General features: G+C 50.4%; 13 protein-coding genes, 2 tRNA genes and 1 pseudogene. 11 read left to right on the top strand and 5 right to left on the bottom strand.

Translation table 11 applies throughout. From position 1 onward, the window contains the following. Nucleotides 1-80: 80 nt before the first annotated feature. Entirely contained in the window at nucleotides 81-827 is a 747-nt protein-coding gene (locus ACZ5DH_RS06890) for a DUF421 domain-containing protein (RefSeq protein ID WP_464256331.1), read from the top strand. A 490-nt stretch (nucleotides 828-1,317) separates the two neighbouring features. Next, complete coding sequence (locus tag ACZ5DH_RS06885; protein ID WP_464256330.1) at nucleotides 1,318-1,566, top strand: GlsB/YeaQ/YmgE family stress response membrane protein; 249 nt, start codon at nucleotides 1,318-1,320, stop codon at nucleotides 1,564-1,566. A gap of 431 nt (nucleotides 1,567-1,997) precedes the next feature. On the opposite strand, the gene ACZ5DH_RS06880 is transcribed toward ACZ5DH_RS06885, so the two are convergent. Further along, nucleotides 1,998-3,554: a MiaB/RimO family radical SAM methylthiotransferase gene (locus ACZ5DH_RS06880; protein WP_464256329.1), complete on the bottom strand. Its 1,557-nt coding sequence runs from the start codon at nucleotides 3,552-3,554 to the stop codon at nucleotides 1,998-2,000. 59 nt (nucleotides 3,555-3,613) lie between these two features. On the opposite strand from ACZ5DH_RS06880, the gene ACZ5DH_RS06875 reads away from it, so the two are divergent. Then, nucleotides 3,614-4,594, top strand: coding sequence for a M15 family metallopeptidase (locus ACZ5DH_RS06875; protein WP_464256328.1), 981 nt, complete (start codon nucleotides 3,614-3,616; stop codon nucleotides 4,592-4,594). Between the two features lie 160 nt (nucleotides 4,595-4,754). Here ACZ5DH_RS06875 and ACZ5DH_RS06870 read toward each other — a convergent pair whose 3' ends face one another. The 3 genes from ACZ5DH_RS06870 to ACZ5DH_RS06860 are packed head-to-tail and all read right to left on the bottom strand — an operon-like array spanning nucleotide 4,755 to nucleotide 6,727. Then, nucleotides 4,755-5,207 (bottom strand): universal stress protein, encoded by a 453-nt coding sequence (locus ACZ5DH_RS06870; RefSeq protein ID WP_464256327.1) that lies wholly within the window; start codon nucleotides 5,205-5,207, stop codon nucleotides 4,755-4,757. Then, nucleotides 5,207-5,602 (bottom strand): biotin/lipoyl-binding protein, encoded by a 396-nt coding sequence (locus ACZ5DH_RS06865; RefSeq protein WP_291301536.1) that lies wholly within the window; start codon nucleotides 5,600-5,602, stop codon nucleotides 5,207-5,209. The genes ACZ5DH_RS06870 and ACZ5DH_RS06865 overlap by 1 nt, the downstream gene beginning before the upstream one ends. Nucleotides 5,603-5,617: 15 nt before the next feature. Further along, the gene (locus ACZ5DH_RS06860; RefSeq protein WP_464256326.1) at nucleotides 5,618-6,727 is read right to left on the bottom strand and encodes a YeiH family protein; all 1,110 of its coding nucleotides are present in this window, start codon (nucleotides 6,725-6,727) and stop codon (nucleotides 5,618-5,620) included. Nucleotides 6,728-7,420: 693 nt separating this feature from the next. On the opposite strand from ACZ5DH_RS06860, the gene ACZ5DH_RS06855 reads away from it, so the two are divergent. The 8 genes and pseudogenes from ACZ5DH_RS06855 to ACZ5DH_RS06820 all read left to right on the top strand — a co-directional run bounded on the left by ACZ5DH_RS06855 (nucleotide 7,421) and on the right by ACZ5DH_RS06820 (nucleotide 13,333). Continuing rightward, on the top strand, nucleotides 7,421-7,576 hold the full coding sequence (locus ACZ5DH_RS06855) for a hypothetical protein (RefSeq protein WP_464256325.1): 156 nt from the start codon (nucleotides 7,421-7,423) through the stop codon (nucleotides 7,574-7,576). Nucleotides 7,577-7,634: 58 nt separating this feature from the next. Continuing rightward, nucleotides 7,635-7,709 (top strand) — tRNA-Gln (locus ACZ5DH_RS06850). A 13-nt stretch (nucleotides 7,710-7,722) separates the two neighbouring features. Beyond that, a tRNA-Glu gene (locus ACZ5DH_RS06845) sits at nucleotides 7,723-7,799 on the top strand. 241 nt (nucleotides 7,800-8,040) lie between these two features. Further along, nucleotides 8,041-8,901: pseudogene (locus ACZ5DH_RS06840) on the top strand (tyrosine-type recombinase/integrase). Nucleotides 8,902-8,982: 81 nt separating this feature from the next. Then, nucleotides 8,983-9,228 (top strand): tyrosine-type recombinase/integrase, encoded by a 246-nt coding sequence (locus ACZ5DH_RS06835; protein ID WP_464256324.1) that lies wholly within the window; start codon nucleotides 8,983-8,985, stop codon nucleotides 9,226-9,228. Nucleotides 9,229-9,485: 257 nt separating this feature from the next. Continuing rightward, entirely contained in the window at nucleotides 9,486-9,692 is a 207-nt protein-coding gene (locus ACZ5DH_RS06830) for a helix-turn-helix transcriptional regulator (protein WP_464256323.1), read from the top strand. Between the two features lie 216 nt (nucleotides 9,693-9,908). Beyond that, nucleotides 9,909-12,503: a DEAD/DEAH box helicase gene (locus tag ACZ5DH_RS06825; RefSeq protein WP_464256322.1), complete on the top strand. Its 2,595-nt coding sequence runs from the start codon at nucleotides 9,909-9,911 to the stop codon at nucleotides 12,501-12,503. Between the two features lie 128 nt (nucleotides 12,504-12,631). Then, complete coding sequence (locus tag ACZ5DH_RS06820; RefSeq protein ID WP_464256321.1) at nucleotides 12,632-13,333, top strand: HNH endonuclease; 702 nt, start codon at nucleotides 12,632-12,634, stop codon at nucleotides 13,331-13,333. Nucleotides 13,334-13,527: 194 nt separating this feature from the next. Here the strand turns inward: ACZ5DH_RS06820 and ACZ5DH_RS06815 are convergent, their stop codons facing one another. After that, nucleotides 13,528-14,625, bottom strand: coding sequence for a DNA methyltransferase (locus tag ACZ5DH_RS06815; RefSeq protein WP_464256320.1), 1,098 nt, complete (start codon nucleotides 14,623-14,625; stop codon nucleotides 13,528-13,530). Between the last annotated feature and the right edge of the window lie 2 nt (nucleotides 14,626-14,627).

Below are 14,627 nucleotides of genomic sequence, written 5' to 3'. Positions count from 1 at the left end.
TTCAGGGTAAGAATTCTCGCCCGCCTGCCCGCCTTTCTGTCTTTCAGCCCGCCTCAACCTCCTTTCCCCCGGAGTCTGCTATGGACCAAGCTTTCTGGCAGTCAGTCCAGCTCTACGGCAACATCGCTGTCAAACTTGCCGTGGGCCTTGCCACCTTCATCTTTGTTTTTCGCACCACAAATCGTTGCCAGCTTGCGCAAATGACGTCGGTTGATCTTATCGGCAACTTTGTCATGGGCGGAATTATCGGTGGTGTAATATACAATCCCGCAATAGGAATTACACAATTTGTTCTTGTTCTCGTCATATGGCAAATTCTTATCGTAATCGTAAATTCTTTACGCATGCGTACAGAATCAGGGCGCAAAATGATAGTCGGCTCACCCATCCCCATTGTTATCAAGGGGAAGTTTCTACAGGACAAGTTTAGTGACGCAGGGCTTGATATCGGCGATTTTGCGACGCTCATAAGAATGCAGGGCATTCATTCCATGAAAGATATCTGGAATGCCCAGATAGAGCCCAATGGCCAGCTTACGGTGCAGAAAAGGGAAGACCCCCATATTTCCAATGTGGTGCTCAACAATGGGGCAGTCCTTGAACCCGCTCTTGAAGTGATCGACAAGGATGAGGCATGGTTGAAAGCCGAACTGCACAAGCAGGGCTACGATTCCTACGAAAACATTTTTTTTGCGGAATGGAATGAGCAGCGGGACAAATCCGGAAAACTCACCGGAAATCTTTACGTTGTCGAGCTTGATGATAAAAAAGACAGCAAGGACGCCAGTGCTCCCATTCCGCCCAAGCAAAGCCGCCAACCGGCCTGACGCTGCGAGGCTGTCCGTCTTCTCGGGGATTCTGCTCCAGGAACTAGAGCATTTTAACTTTGAAAAAGTGTAAATGCTCCAACGCTGCACGAAAGTGCAGCGCGCCACAACGTGGCGTGGATTCAGCCGAGCTTTAGCCGTTGCGACGAAGGAAGCTACGGATGCTTCAAGCGTTGTGACGCAGGAAACTACGCTTGAAGACAGCATGCGTAACGACACGGCTTGTCCCATACAATCGCTGTCGCCATCCGTAAGCCCTGCGGGCAACGGCTGCCGCAAAGACAGCATTGGTTAATTGAGCGGACAGCCTACTGATGGCTGTCGCTATCCGTAAGCGGTAAAGACCCGCTAACGGCTACCGCAAATCGCATTTTTGGCTAAATGAAGACTTTGAAATGTGAAGCATTTCAAAGTCAATCTGCTCTAGAACGGTCAATTGTTGCTGCTCCCGCGGGCGAACAGCATGGGCGAACAACAAAAAGAGAACAGTATGGGCATAATTTTGTGGATAATCTTCGGAGTAATCGCGGGCGCCATAGCCAGGTTCATCATGCCTGGTCGGATGGAAGACGGGTTTGTCATGACTTCCCTTCTTGGCATTGTGGGGGCCTGTGTGGGCGGCTTTGTGGGCACTTCGCTGGGCTTTGGAAAAGTTACCGGCTTCAATTTGCCAAGCTTCTTTATTGCCGTGCTTGGAGCCATGATTGTCTTGATTATTTATGGCAGGCTTAGACGCTGATGGCCGTTACCGTGCATAGGTCGTCTCAGCGCTTGTGACACTCTTGTAACGGCGCGTAGCAGCCCATTTCAGCCTGGATGCAGCTCATAACAGTGCTGATTGCGTACACGCCCTCACGGCGAGCGGCTTTCATGCAGCCAGAGCATTTTTAGAGTATTTTAACTTTGAAAAAGTGTAAATGCTCTAACGCTGCACGAACGTGTAGCGCGCCACAACGTGGCGTGGATTCAGCCGAGCTTTAGCCGTTGCGACGAAGGAAGCTACGGATAAAGACAGCATTGGTTAATTGAGCGGACAGCCTACTGATGGCTGTCGCTATCCGTAAGCGGTAAAGACCCGCTAACGGCTACCGCAAATCGCATTTTTCGGTTGAATGAAAACTTTGAAATGTGAAGCATTTCAAAGTTAATCTGTTCTAGAATGAAAATGCCCTATGCCGTCCGATCATCGGAAACGGGCAGTTCTTCCACAAGCAATCCCTTATCCGTCACAGCCACAGGGCGAACAGCCAGCAAGCCCGAGCGAGGCTGTGCGCCATGTGAAGGGTGCGCGCGTTCATTCATTGCCAGTGGCGTACGGGGCATAAAGCAGGCCGCGTAGTATTCATTGACGCCCTTGAGGGGCTTTGCGGCCCCGCCTTCGGGCCTTTTCAGGTCAGGGCCCGAAACATCCGCAACACCCGAACCGTCTGCAAGGTCTGCAACATCCGCAGCCAGCAACATGTGCGGGAGCCGCAACTGTGCCTCAAGAAAAGCGCGTTGCTTCTGCGCGACGGCCTGGCGGATTCTGGCGGCGCGTTCCAGCTTGAGCGCATGGGGCACCTGCTTGTCAAAGCGCTCGGCAGCAGTGCCCGGACGGCGAGAATAGGGGAATACATGGGCGTAGGTCAGGGGCAGGCGCTCAATAAGCGCCAGCAGTTCCTGTACGTTTTCTTCGGTTTCACCGGGAAATCCGGCGATAATGTCCGCACCCAGCCCCATGACGGGCCAATGCGCGCCCAGCAGAGTTACGGCTTTTTCCAGCATGGCGGCGTTGTAATGTCCGCGCCCCATGCGTTTAAGTACGCTCTGACTGCCGTGCTGCAGAGAAATATGCAGGTGCGGGCAAAGCAGGCGACAGCCGAGCAGGGTGTCCAGCCCGCGTTCGTTGAGTTGCCCCGGTTCCAGGGAGCTGATACGAAAACGCGCCTGCCCGGCGAATTCAGGCGTCAGCGCTGCATCCAGCGTGCGTAAAAGATCCCAGAAGTCCCCCATGCGCTCGTCGCCACGGCCATACTGGCCAAGATTGATGCCGGAAATCATGACTTCAACATGTCCGGCTTCAAGCAGCCGCCGGGCCTCGGCAACGATATTTTCAACCGGGCGGCTGTGGGGCCGACCTCGTGTCAGGGGAACGATACAGTAGGTGCAACGATGGGCACAGCCGTCCTGCACCTTGAGCACGGGACGTGCGCGTTTGAAGGTGGAAATGGCAAAAGGCGGAAATGCCAGCGGCTGTGAGGGCTCGCTGGTTTTGCCTTTGGTGGCGGAGGCAAGGGATGGAATCACCGAGGCGGGTTTGTTATCCGTTTCTGTATGGGAGGTCCCCGCCGGGTGTTCCGCATCTGTCGTCAGGCTGTGCAGCCCGACAGGAGGGGTAACCCAGGGCCCCTGCAGCAGGACATCTTTATGCTCCTGCGCGATGAGGAGGTCCGGGGCCGCCCATGTCGCTCCGGGGCGCGGCTTGTAATCGGCAAACAGGCGCGCCGCGCAGCCCGTAAGAATGAGGCGGGCCTTCGGGGCTTCGCGCCGCAGACGAAAAACGGCATTGCGGGCGTCTCTCTCACCCTTGGATGTGATGGCGCAGCTGTTGACGCAGACAACGTCAGCCTTGGTCGGGGTGGAGCATTCCACGCCGCCAAGGTTTTGCCATGCCTCACGCAGGGCTTGGGTTTCGTACTGATTGACCTTGCAGCCGAACGTGACCAAAAAAAATTTCCAGGTAGGCATGGCGCAGATGTACGCAAAAGCGCTTGCCTTGACAAGCACGGCGCGAGTAGGTTGTGGACATGACACGTACCGTAATGCGAACCCTTGTCTTTTTTTTGTGCCTGAGCCTGCCGTTGTTTGAAGCATCGCCTGTTGCCGCTGATGAGGGCGCTGGGAGCCCCGGCCATTTTTCCGCTCCGCCTGGCGGCAGTACCGCCGCAATGCCCGAGGCTGTCGCGCCTCCGGTCGGCAGCCGCACGCTGTGCGACAGTGGCCCTGTCCCGAAAACAGAAATGACAGATGATCTTGATAATTTGGACGCGAACACTCGCCTGGACATACAGTGCCTTAAAGCTTCGTATCCACAGATTACCGGGTTGGTTGCCGATGAAGATGGCCTGTGGCTGCTGGTAGGGGACAAGGGCCGGGTTCTTTATTCCCGGCATGGTTCCCCGGAAGGTGTGGGCACCGGGCCGGAAACGGCTGATGGCTGGGTGGTGGACGTTCGTACCAGCATGGCGGACCCGTACCCCCTTGACCCCGAACGGCCAGATACTCCCCTTGGCGTATCGCCGGGCAGAAAGCGTTCGTATGATTTTTTGGCTGCCCTCTATGGAAGCACGCCCGCGCAGGTGGGCAAGCAGCTTGTGCCTGTAAGGCTCCTGGGACAGCCCCTGCGCCTTTCGACCCCGGCGGGCAAGGCTCTGGCAGCGGCTGACGCGACGCTTGGTGAAGCTGTACGTCAGGATCCACAGTTGAAGGCTTTTCTTAAAATGGACGGCGGCTTCATGTGGCGACGCATAGCGGGGGAGTCTCGTTTAAGTCCGCATGCGTTTGGCATCGCGGTGGATTTGAGCTCGCGCATCGCTCCTTACTGGCGTTGGAGCAAGCTGCGCCCGCATCCGCTTCAGTTCAGTTATCCTTCTGCCATTGTCAGCGGTATGGAGCAGGCAGGATTCATCTGGGGCGGTAAATGGCACGAGTATGACATCATGCATTTCGAGTATCGACCTGAAATTATCTGCAAGGCCAGGGCCGTACGCGACAGGGCTTTTCAATGAGGTAGCTTTGCCTACGGCGCGTTCATAGTGCAGGTATGCCTTGCAGGCGCATACGCAACCCCCGGCATGCTGTTGTTCCCCATATCGATGGGGAGGCAGCATGCCGGGGGGTTGGCTTTGGGCGCGGCCTCACCGCAAAGCGGCAGAGCGTGCCGATGTATCAACGGTCCGCTGGTACCAGCAGTATCCGGCAGGGGGCATTCTCGCAGAGCGCGCCAATATTGCCACGAATCCGCTCAAGACCCCGCTGCAAGGGGTTGGAGGCCACAAGAAGGTCATAGCCTTTGCCCATTTCGCGTCTGGCTTCGTCCACCACATTGCCGGCCTTGATGATGCACTGGATTTCCATCTCTTCGCCAGCGAGGCTTCTAAGGCGGGAAAAGGCTTTTACTGAGCTTCTTTCTTCTTCCTGCTGCACGTAGTCGATGAAATCGGCCCGCGAGCCACTGCCGGAAAGCCAGTCATGCCCGACATAATCGTTCCAGGTCGCGTCCAGCACAAAAAGTGCGGTCAACCGGGCGGAACTTGCCTCAGCAATACGCACGGCTTCAACTGCGGCGGGGCTGTCCTCATCAAGGAGCAGCAGGATGTTTTGAGGGGTTGCTGTCATCATTAAGGTAATGTGCCCTTTTCATGGTCCAGTACAATAATGGTATCTTTACCTTTTTTCACCGCTGAGCCCGGTTTGCCCGGCACCTCAAGCACCTTGCCATTGGCTTTCACGCTCACGTCGCGGGTGACCACCTTTTCTTCCATTACGTTATCTTTCCATTTTTTTTCAACAACTTCGAGGGTGTATATAGTGTCTCCCTTCTTGACCTGAGCGCCTTTTTCTACCGCTACGGAAATGAGCTTTCCATCCTGACTGGCCTTCACTTTCACCGTGGGCACAATAAAGGCCATGTAGCCAAGCACGAAAAGTACTACAAGCCCGGCGAAAATGATGGAAGCGACATCTTCATGCCGGTCATTTTTAAATACTGTCATTTTCTGCTTTTCGTTACTCATTGTATGTTCCTTTGACTAGAATGCGCCGGTTTTGGGCATGAACAACAAAATAACGACAAGAGCCAACACATATTTTGCCATACCCGCTGTCAGGCCAAGGCGCAAAGGCTTGCCGCCAGCGGCCTTGATTTCGCGAAAGTCGATGTACGCCCCCTGTCCCACAAGGCCGATACCGAAGATCCACTGCATGCAGTCACGCAGAAAATGCAGGGTCTCAGACCCTTCGGCGCCGAGCAGTCCTAAAGAAGACAGGGCCGTCATGCCGAAAAAACCCAGAACGAAGATGGGGAACTTGGAGATAAGGATTTCTTTGAGGCTGATATGCTCGGCCTCGCCTTCACCCTTCCAGTACCAGACGGTGATGGCAAACACCACGAAGGGGATGCTGATGACGCGCACCACGTTCCACACTTCGCCATAAGCAACGGCTGTTCCAGGTGCGATTACCGGGTTGAAGGCAAGGCATGTGGCAAGCACCTGACCTGAATTCAGAATGCCTGTGCCCACCCATGCACCGTATTGCAGGTCTGACAGGTTAAGAGCTTTGCCAATAAAGGGGCTGATGAACATGGTCACAATGCCGAAACCGAGGATGGTGGCTATGGCAAGCGCCAGGTCTACCGGTCTGGCACGCACGCCCGGAGCTGCGGCCACAGCGGCGGAAACGCCGCACACGCCGCAGGCCGCGGCCATAACCGCCGCCACAGAGCGGTCAACTTTCCATACTTTGCTCAGAAACATGATGAGGAAGACTGTGCCAAACACAAAGGCCATGATCAGCAGCGCGGCGCTGATGCCGAGCTTGAGAAGGCTTTGAAGCGTATACAGGGAGCCCAGCATGATAACGCCTGTTTTTATGAACAGACGGGTTGTGCGAAAGCCAGCATCAGCCCAGGCGGGGATCTGGCCTCCGAAAAGCACGTTGCGGAACAGCATGCCCGCAATGATGGAAAGCAGGATATAGTTAAGGCTCAACACCTGAACGGGCCAGCCCTTAATGCCAAAAAGCGTTATGCCGCCCAGCCAGGGAACCACATACATACGCAGTATCGCCAGTGTGCCGACCATCAGTGCAAGGCCGGGGATAATGGCTATGATCTTGCCCAGCAGTCCTTTGTCTTCCATTGTCTTCCTCCGACATTGTGCAGTTGTTAGGTTATAAACATTTTTTTTCACAAATTCTTATAGGTTAGAGGTTTGGTTGTTTAGTATGGGTAGCATGAGAAAACTGATAGCGCAAGTATCTTTGTACTCTTTGAGTGAGTGCTCAAAATAATTTTTACCAGCAAATAATACGCCCCATAGTATATGTTATTCTATTTATAAAGTTAGATATTCCTATTCCATGTCACATATTATTGTATTTTAGCGGGTTGTTTGAGTCCACGCCAAGGACTGACTGTGCATAATCACCTGAATGCCGGTCTGAACAATTTCAACGCGGAATACCTGAGTGGCCGCGTTCGGAGCCGCCCGTAGTGAAGTCGTAAGTATAGTTAATTCAAGTGGTTACACGCAGTGAAGCACGAGATGCCCGTCTTGTGGAGGGTATGATCTCAAAGATGATCAGCTCAAAAGGAGCGAAAGTGGGACTCAGTTGGCTGTAGCCCGAATGGATTGTGAAAGAATGGGTATGAAGCAGATTGTATACCCATCCGGCAAACGGGTCTGTCTGCCAGATGGTTTGGAGCCGGGCTTCGTGTTGGCAGTTGGGCAGCGCCTTTGGCCCGGGTAGTTGCTTCTTTATGATGGGACGCTTTTTTGAAAGCTTGCACCGGGAGGCTTCTGGCAGCGGACACGCTATAACGGGAGTAGGGCATGCCAACCGTTGGTGGTGTGGGGCAGCGGCGGATTGCTGCCGGTGGCAGTGCACGCTTTTTTTATCGCGCGGAACGGGTTTTTCATCTGCTGTCGCGCCAAGCCAGAAGGGCAGGTGGAGATATCCCCACCCGCGGAGTAGACAAGAAAAATTAGTTTTTTAGAATTCTTGCTTGACAGTCGGGCGACCATCACATATACACACTCTTCGTGTTGGGCTGTCGTTCAATTGGCAGGACGACGGATTCTGACTCCGTTAATCAAGGTTCGAGTCCTTGCAGCCCAGCCAAAAAACATAGTGCGTCCCCATCGTCTAGCCGGCCCAGGACAACGGCCTTTCACGCCGTCGACAGGGGTTCAAATCCCCTTGGGGACGCCAATTTTTGGTTCATAAAGAGCGGCAAGGTACAAAATACCTTGCCGCTCTTGCTTTTTAGCGATTCGGGCCATTTGCCGAATCCAGCCAAATCCAGGCTTATCCAAGAGTAAACCGGATATTTTCCCGGATATCGAAATGCGTTAGCAATCCGATATCCGGTTTTTGTTTTAATGCCATGAAATTATAGGCATTATCGTCCAGACGGGTATCCTGAAATCCACCCTAAACCAAGGAGATCGGCATGGCACTCACGGATATTCAGATCAAAAATTTGAAGTACTCCGGAAAACCAATGAAAGTGACGGACGGCGAGGGTTTGTTCCTCTACCTGTCCCCTTCCGGCAAAAAGCTCTGGCGCATGAGCTATTATTTTGAGCGTCGGGAAAGAGTTCTCAGCTTTGGCGAGTACCCGATAATCACCCTGCAAAAGGCGCGTGAAAAACGCATGGAGGCCAAACAACTTCTGGCTGACGGCATTGACCCCGGCGAGCAGAGAAAGATCGTCAAAGAAGAGCAGATCTCGGAAGTGAAGGACATGTTCCGGAATATCGCCCTGGAATGGTTCGAAGCCCGGACAACCGACTTCACGGAAAAGCACCGGGGCACGGTCATGTATCGCCTGGAAAAGTATATTTTTCCGATCATCGGCGAGGAACACATAGCCCGGATGGAAGCCCTGGACATTCTGAAGGTCATCCAGCCCATTGAATAGAAAGGCCAGAATGAAACCGCCCGCCGCCTGCTGCAAATCATCGGGCAGATCTACCGCTTTGCCGTGATCACAGGCCGGGCCAAGCGGAACCCGGTCACAGACCTTTCCGGCGCGATACGCCCCAGAAAGGTCACGCACAGAGCGGCCATCACCGAACCGAAAAAGGTGGCCCAGCTTCTGCGCAATATTGATGCCTATGAAGGCTATTTCCCTATCGTGTGCGCTCTGAAGCTGGCTCCGCTGGTCTTCGTTCGTCCGACCGAACTTCGGGGCGCAGAGTGGACAGAGTTCTATTTTGAGACCAGCGAATGGCGCATTCCGGCCACGCGCATAAAAATGAAGCAGATGCACATCGTGCCACTCTCCAGGCAGGCGGTAACAATTCCGTAAGAGCTGCAAGAGTTTTCCGGCAACGGCAAGCTCCTTTCCCCTTCCATCCGCACTGTAACGCGCCCGCTGGCCGACGCCACCGTGCTCAACGCCATACGCCGTATGGGCTACGCCAAGGATGAAATGAGCACTCATGGCTTCCGTTCCCTGGCGTCCACCTTGCTCAACGAACTTGGCTACAACCGGGACTGGATCGAGCGCCAGCTCGCCCACGGCGAAAGGAACGATGTGCGGGCGGCCTACAACTACGCTGAATATCTGCCGGAACGACGGCGGATGATGCAGGAATGGGCCGACTATCTGGATAAACTGAAAGCGGAAAAATAATAAGGCGGTCTCCATACCATCAGGCGGCGCATTGCTTTCGAGCGGTGCGCAGCTTCTTTGTTGCAGCCACCTTTAACCATCAAAAAGACAGAAACATGGATTTATCAAACCCTGCCAACAAAAAATTTGTCCACATAGTACAATGCAATGCCATCCAATAACTCCCCAAACCATACTTTTTCACGTACAAAACGGCTCGCCAAAAAAGTCGTGATACGCTTCCAGCAAATACCAAAGACCTATCAGGTGGTGTAACAATGACTACCATGACAAGCATTCCCAAAGTGGGTTTTCTTCGGCTCCCCCAAGTCCTGCAACTTGTCCCCATCAGCAAAAGCGCCTGGTGGGAGGGCTGCAAAACAGGCCGCTTCCCCAAGCCGGTGAAACTCGGCCCGCGCACAACGGTCTGGCGGGCGGAGGAAATTGTGGAGTTTATTGAACGAATTGGGGCGCAGGTGGAATGAAGTTCACCTATTAAATTCAAGATGTTGAACTCAAAAAATATCTCTAATCTGAGATTACCAGGGCTTACGGTATTTGCCCTGAGCCCTTTTCGCATTTTGGGCTCAAAATATTCTACCGAAACGATATCCTTGGATGTAATGCAATATTTCCAACCTTGTTGGAGATGCTTTTTATTCGATGGTATTATACCATGAAGTGAACGAACAAGGGCATCTATGAAAAAATGTGAGGTTTATATGGCTTTCAAAATTCCAACGCCCCCCGCCTCTTCTGAACAAAGCCCCGAATCCCTCTTCAGAGATCTTAGAAATAGAACGGTTGAGGGTCTACTGTCACAGCAGGCAGATATGTTGCGGGCGTATGTAGCCAACCAAGGCGAGCCAGACCTTGCACTAGAATTGCCAACAGGTAGCGGAAAAACACTTGTGGGGCTCCTCATTGCGGAGTGGCGGAGGCGGAAATTTCAAGAACGATGCGTTTTTCTTTGCCCTACACGGCAATTGGTTCATCAGGTTGTGGCTCAAGCGCATGAGAAATATGGCATTGAAGCCACAGGGTTTGTTGGAAGTCAGAGGGGCTACCCTGAATCTGATAAATCAAGGTTTTTAACTGGGGATACAATTGCTGTTACTACATACAGTTCTCTTTTTAATACAAACCCTTTTTTCCGTGATGTCCAGACATTAATTTTTGACGATGCCCATTCCGCTGAAAACTACGTAACCTCATTTTGGTCTTTGAATATAAAGCGCTTTGAGTCCCCAGTTGTTTTTGAATCGGTTTGGTCTGCACTAGAAAAGCATATGCCATATTATGATAGGACGCGTTATGATTATAGGGATGACCCCCAGCTAGACACAGTTTTTGTGAATAAGTTGCCAACTCCAGCCTTATTAACGATTAAAGATAATCTTATCAGTCTACTTGATGAACAGCTTAGTGCGGACCAAGGCGAACTCTATTTTAAGTGGATAATGATCCGCGATCACCTTTTAGCTTGCCATTTGTACTACTCAGCTCATTCTATACTGATTCGTCCACTAACTCCTCCGACAAAAAGTTTTGACCCATTTTTGCAGGCAAAACAACGAATATATATGTCTGCGACTCTCGGTGAAGGTGGGGACCTAGAGAGAATTTTTGGGCGCGAAAAAATTCATAGAATACCAGCCCCCGAAGGATGGGATAAACAAGGTATTGGGCGTCGGTTTATTGTTTTTCCCATGGCATTTACAAGTGAAAGACAGTCACTATCTCAAGCGCTTAAATGGGCTAAAAAATTTGGTAGGGCCTTAATATTAACACCTAGCAACCCTGCAAGTGAGCAAGTTGCGAACCTTGCGAGCGAAACAGAAGCAGTACAGAGATTTAAGGTGTTTAATGCTACGGATATCGAAACTTCAAAAAAAGAATTTGTTGATACAGATAATGCACTGGCAATACTGGCAAATAGATATGATGGGATAGATTTTTTAGGTGATGAATGCCGATACTTGATTTTGAATGGACTGCCTGAATCAACGAATCTCCAAGAACGCTTTTTTGTCAGCAGGTTAGGTTCAGCTGTTCTTTTTTGCAACCGTTTAAAAACACGTGTGACTCAGGCAATTGGCAGATGTACCCGTTCCTCTACAGACTATGCCCTAGTACTAATAACAGGAGATAAACTACACGAGTTCTTTTATAAAATTGAAAACAGAAGATGTTTACATCCAGAAGCTCAAGCCGAAATTATATTCGGGATTGAACAGTCAAAGGGGGCGTCATTTAGTCTGCTTGAAGAAAATATCGACCTTTTTATTGCTCACGGCAAAGAATGGGATGCAGCAGATGCAGCTATCATTGGCTTGCGTGATTCCCTCGAACAATCACCGCTCCCTGCCAGTAATGAGTTAGCATCCTCCGTAAAATATGAAGTGAGATATCAAGACTGTTTATGGAATGAAGATTATTCTGGAGCACTCAATGCGAGTAAGGATGCATTGTCTCATCTGAGTGGAAACGACTTAAGAGGCTATAGAGCCCTCTGGCTATACTTATGTGGCAATGCATCTTTTATGGCCGGCAGTCCTTCTGACTTGGATGCAGCAAGGGAGAGCTACCGGTCTGCTGCTTCTGCCGCAGAGCGCCTCCCATGGCTTAGAAGCCTAACTCGCTTTTTTCCGGAAGCTCATTTTAGTCCTGTATATGATCCAACTATATCAGAACAAGTTGAATCTATAGAATTTTTATTTGAGAAATTTGGCAGGTCAAACAGCCGAAAAATAGAAAAATATTTCAATGAAATCAGACAAGGATTAAGCGGAAAAGACGCAGACCATTTTGAGGCGGCGCAGGTTTCTCTTGGGAAACTATTAGGACTTCTTGCGGACAACTCATCAAAACAAGGTGGCCCAGATCCTTGGTGGTTTATTGGCAACACTGGAATCGTATTTGAAGACTATACCGACACAGAAGAAAATGCAGTCATTCCTAAAAGAAAAGTATTGCAAGCAAATGGGCATCCAAATTTTTTGCAAGAAAAACTCCCAGGCGTCACCTTCGCTCCCGTTTTCTGTTCTCGGGCATTATTCGTTGATGATGCAGCAAGGCCACACCTTGGCAGCTTGTGTTTCATTCATGCTGATAGCTTGACCCAATGGGCAGAAAAAGCGATGAGCGTTATAAGAGAGTTATGGGTGAATTTTCCTGGAACAGGCAACTTGGATTGGCGCAATTATGCCGCTACAAAAATTTCTGAAGAGGGCATTAGCTATACAAATGTCTTTAGTTTTTTAACATCAACAAAGATTCAGGATATTTCTTCCTAGAAGAATTTGCGGAAAGTATAGTAAAAGTCTCGAACTATCGCTGTCTCAGAGTTAATTCTGGAACTTTTCAGTATTGCGTTTTGTAAAAGATAGAATATTGACGTATAAATATATGGAGACTAATAGGCATGGGATTTTCTGAAGCTGTTGTTGATGACGCTCTTGTTTCGTGCCAAAGGTGCTGTTGTCTTTGTCAAAAATTCTGTGGAACTAGGATCGAACTGCATCATATTAAACCAAAAAGTAAGGGGGGATCTGACACATTCGAAAATTGTATACCCTTATGCTTTGACTGTCATGCAGAGGTTGGGCACTACAATCCTGAACATCCAAAGGGGAGAAAGTTTTCAGAAGCGGAGCTTAAAAAAATTCGTGATAATTGGTACGCGAATGTCAAAGAGTTAAACCAACCCGTATCCGCTAACTCTTCTCATCAAGTCCAAAATGTTCGAGGCAACAATAATGTTGTTGCTGGCGGTGATGTTACCATCAAGACGGAGAGAGTCGTCAAGAAAACGGTTGTCACGACAGACCCTGGCGGAAAGCATATATCCAACGAGACAGCTAGAAAAATTCAAGAACTTGCTACAGAGTACATTGACTTAAATATAGCTGCTGGAAAGGCAGCAAAAACAGCTGGCACCAAAATATGGGCGAGCTTAAAAAAAGAGTTCGCGGTTACCAGTTACAAAGAAATTGCTATCAGCGATTCGGAAAAGGCAATTGCCTGGCTATACGCTCAGATAGCTATGCAACGCCCAAAACTCAGAAGAACAAATACTGAGAAATGGAAGCAACTTTTACAAGCCAATTTATGCACGTTCCAATGAGCTCGGCTTATCAAAAGAGCAATTATACCAAGTCGCAGAGATTAAGCTTGGCTTAAAGAAACCTCTAAAATCGCTTAAAGATCTTACCCAGAAAAACCTTGAAAAACTTCATCACATAATGATTGCAGAAGTAAAAAAGGCTAATAGCTAACAGAAAAATATTTCGAAGGAAGCATGCATAGAAGAAGTCGCGGTTAAGCTTTCTTCGCCCAAATATCATATTCGCATAACGGAACGGACTTTTTTCGCAAGAATGAATCCGCTTGTCGCTTGCCTTCTTCTGATGTCCCCGCTCTTCGTATAGCCGAGAGTCGCCAACCGCTGTCGATCAACGACTGCTTGATTAACTCAAGCGGATTTGCCTTGCGGTCAGATATGCCGCCAAAACGAATGACTAATCTGGCTTCAGGATTAGACGCTTCGGCCGCGTTTTGCCAAACACGATGCAAATTATCCACAAAAATTTCTGGAGTTGAATGGGCAATTTGCCTGTCGTTGCTATAATCAACAGTGTCAGCCCCCCCGACAAACCAATTTCTTAACCATTGGTCTGGAATGTAGGTTCGCATTCCATAATACGGAGGAGAGGTAATGATCCAATTAAACCCAGAAGAACCGTTGCCAAGGGAGAAAGAGTGTCCCTGGCGGCTATCGGATAAGCGCACTTCGGAAAAGACTGTAGGGAGTTCAGAATAATAGCGTTTTGCCCGGCGTGAGATAACGCCAATCACGTCAACGCGCTGAGGCGTAAGTTGTTTTTCTTTCCAAAAGCGGACTGAATAAGCTGGTTTAGGCGCATAAGTGCGTGGGCATTGGTTTGAAAGGTAGCTGGCAAATGTTTTTTGTCTCGGCCCATGAAGGGCACCCAAAATTACCCCTCTGAGGGCGATACGCGGTCCAGTAGTGCAGTCTTTCAAAAAGCTATCCCGCAGTATGCAGACAGATCGCAGGACATCACAATGAAAAGCCCATTCCCAGAACTCTCCTTGCGGTATGTCTGAATTGCCGTTTTCTTCAAGGATTTTTTGGGCCTCGCCCACGATCTCTTCTGCCGTTACGGCAACGAGCTTTGCTGCTGTAATCGCAGTGGCAACAGGGCTTGAATCAACCGCCAGAGAGTCTAATCCCAATAGCCTTGCTGCAAAATTAGTGGTACCTCGGCCACAAAAAGGATCCAAAACGAGGCTCCCCTTACGCGCCCTTCGGGCAAGTATCTTAAAGGGAAAATCGAGTGGAAACATTGTGAAGTATGGGCATAGCCCATTAAGGGCAGCATCTGGAATCTTTTTCACGG

The organism is Desulfovibrio simplex (genome assembly GCF_055387835.1).
The sequence above is the reverse complement of the archived record's forward strand: the minus strand, read 5'-3'. Positions and strand labels throughout refer to the sequence as shown.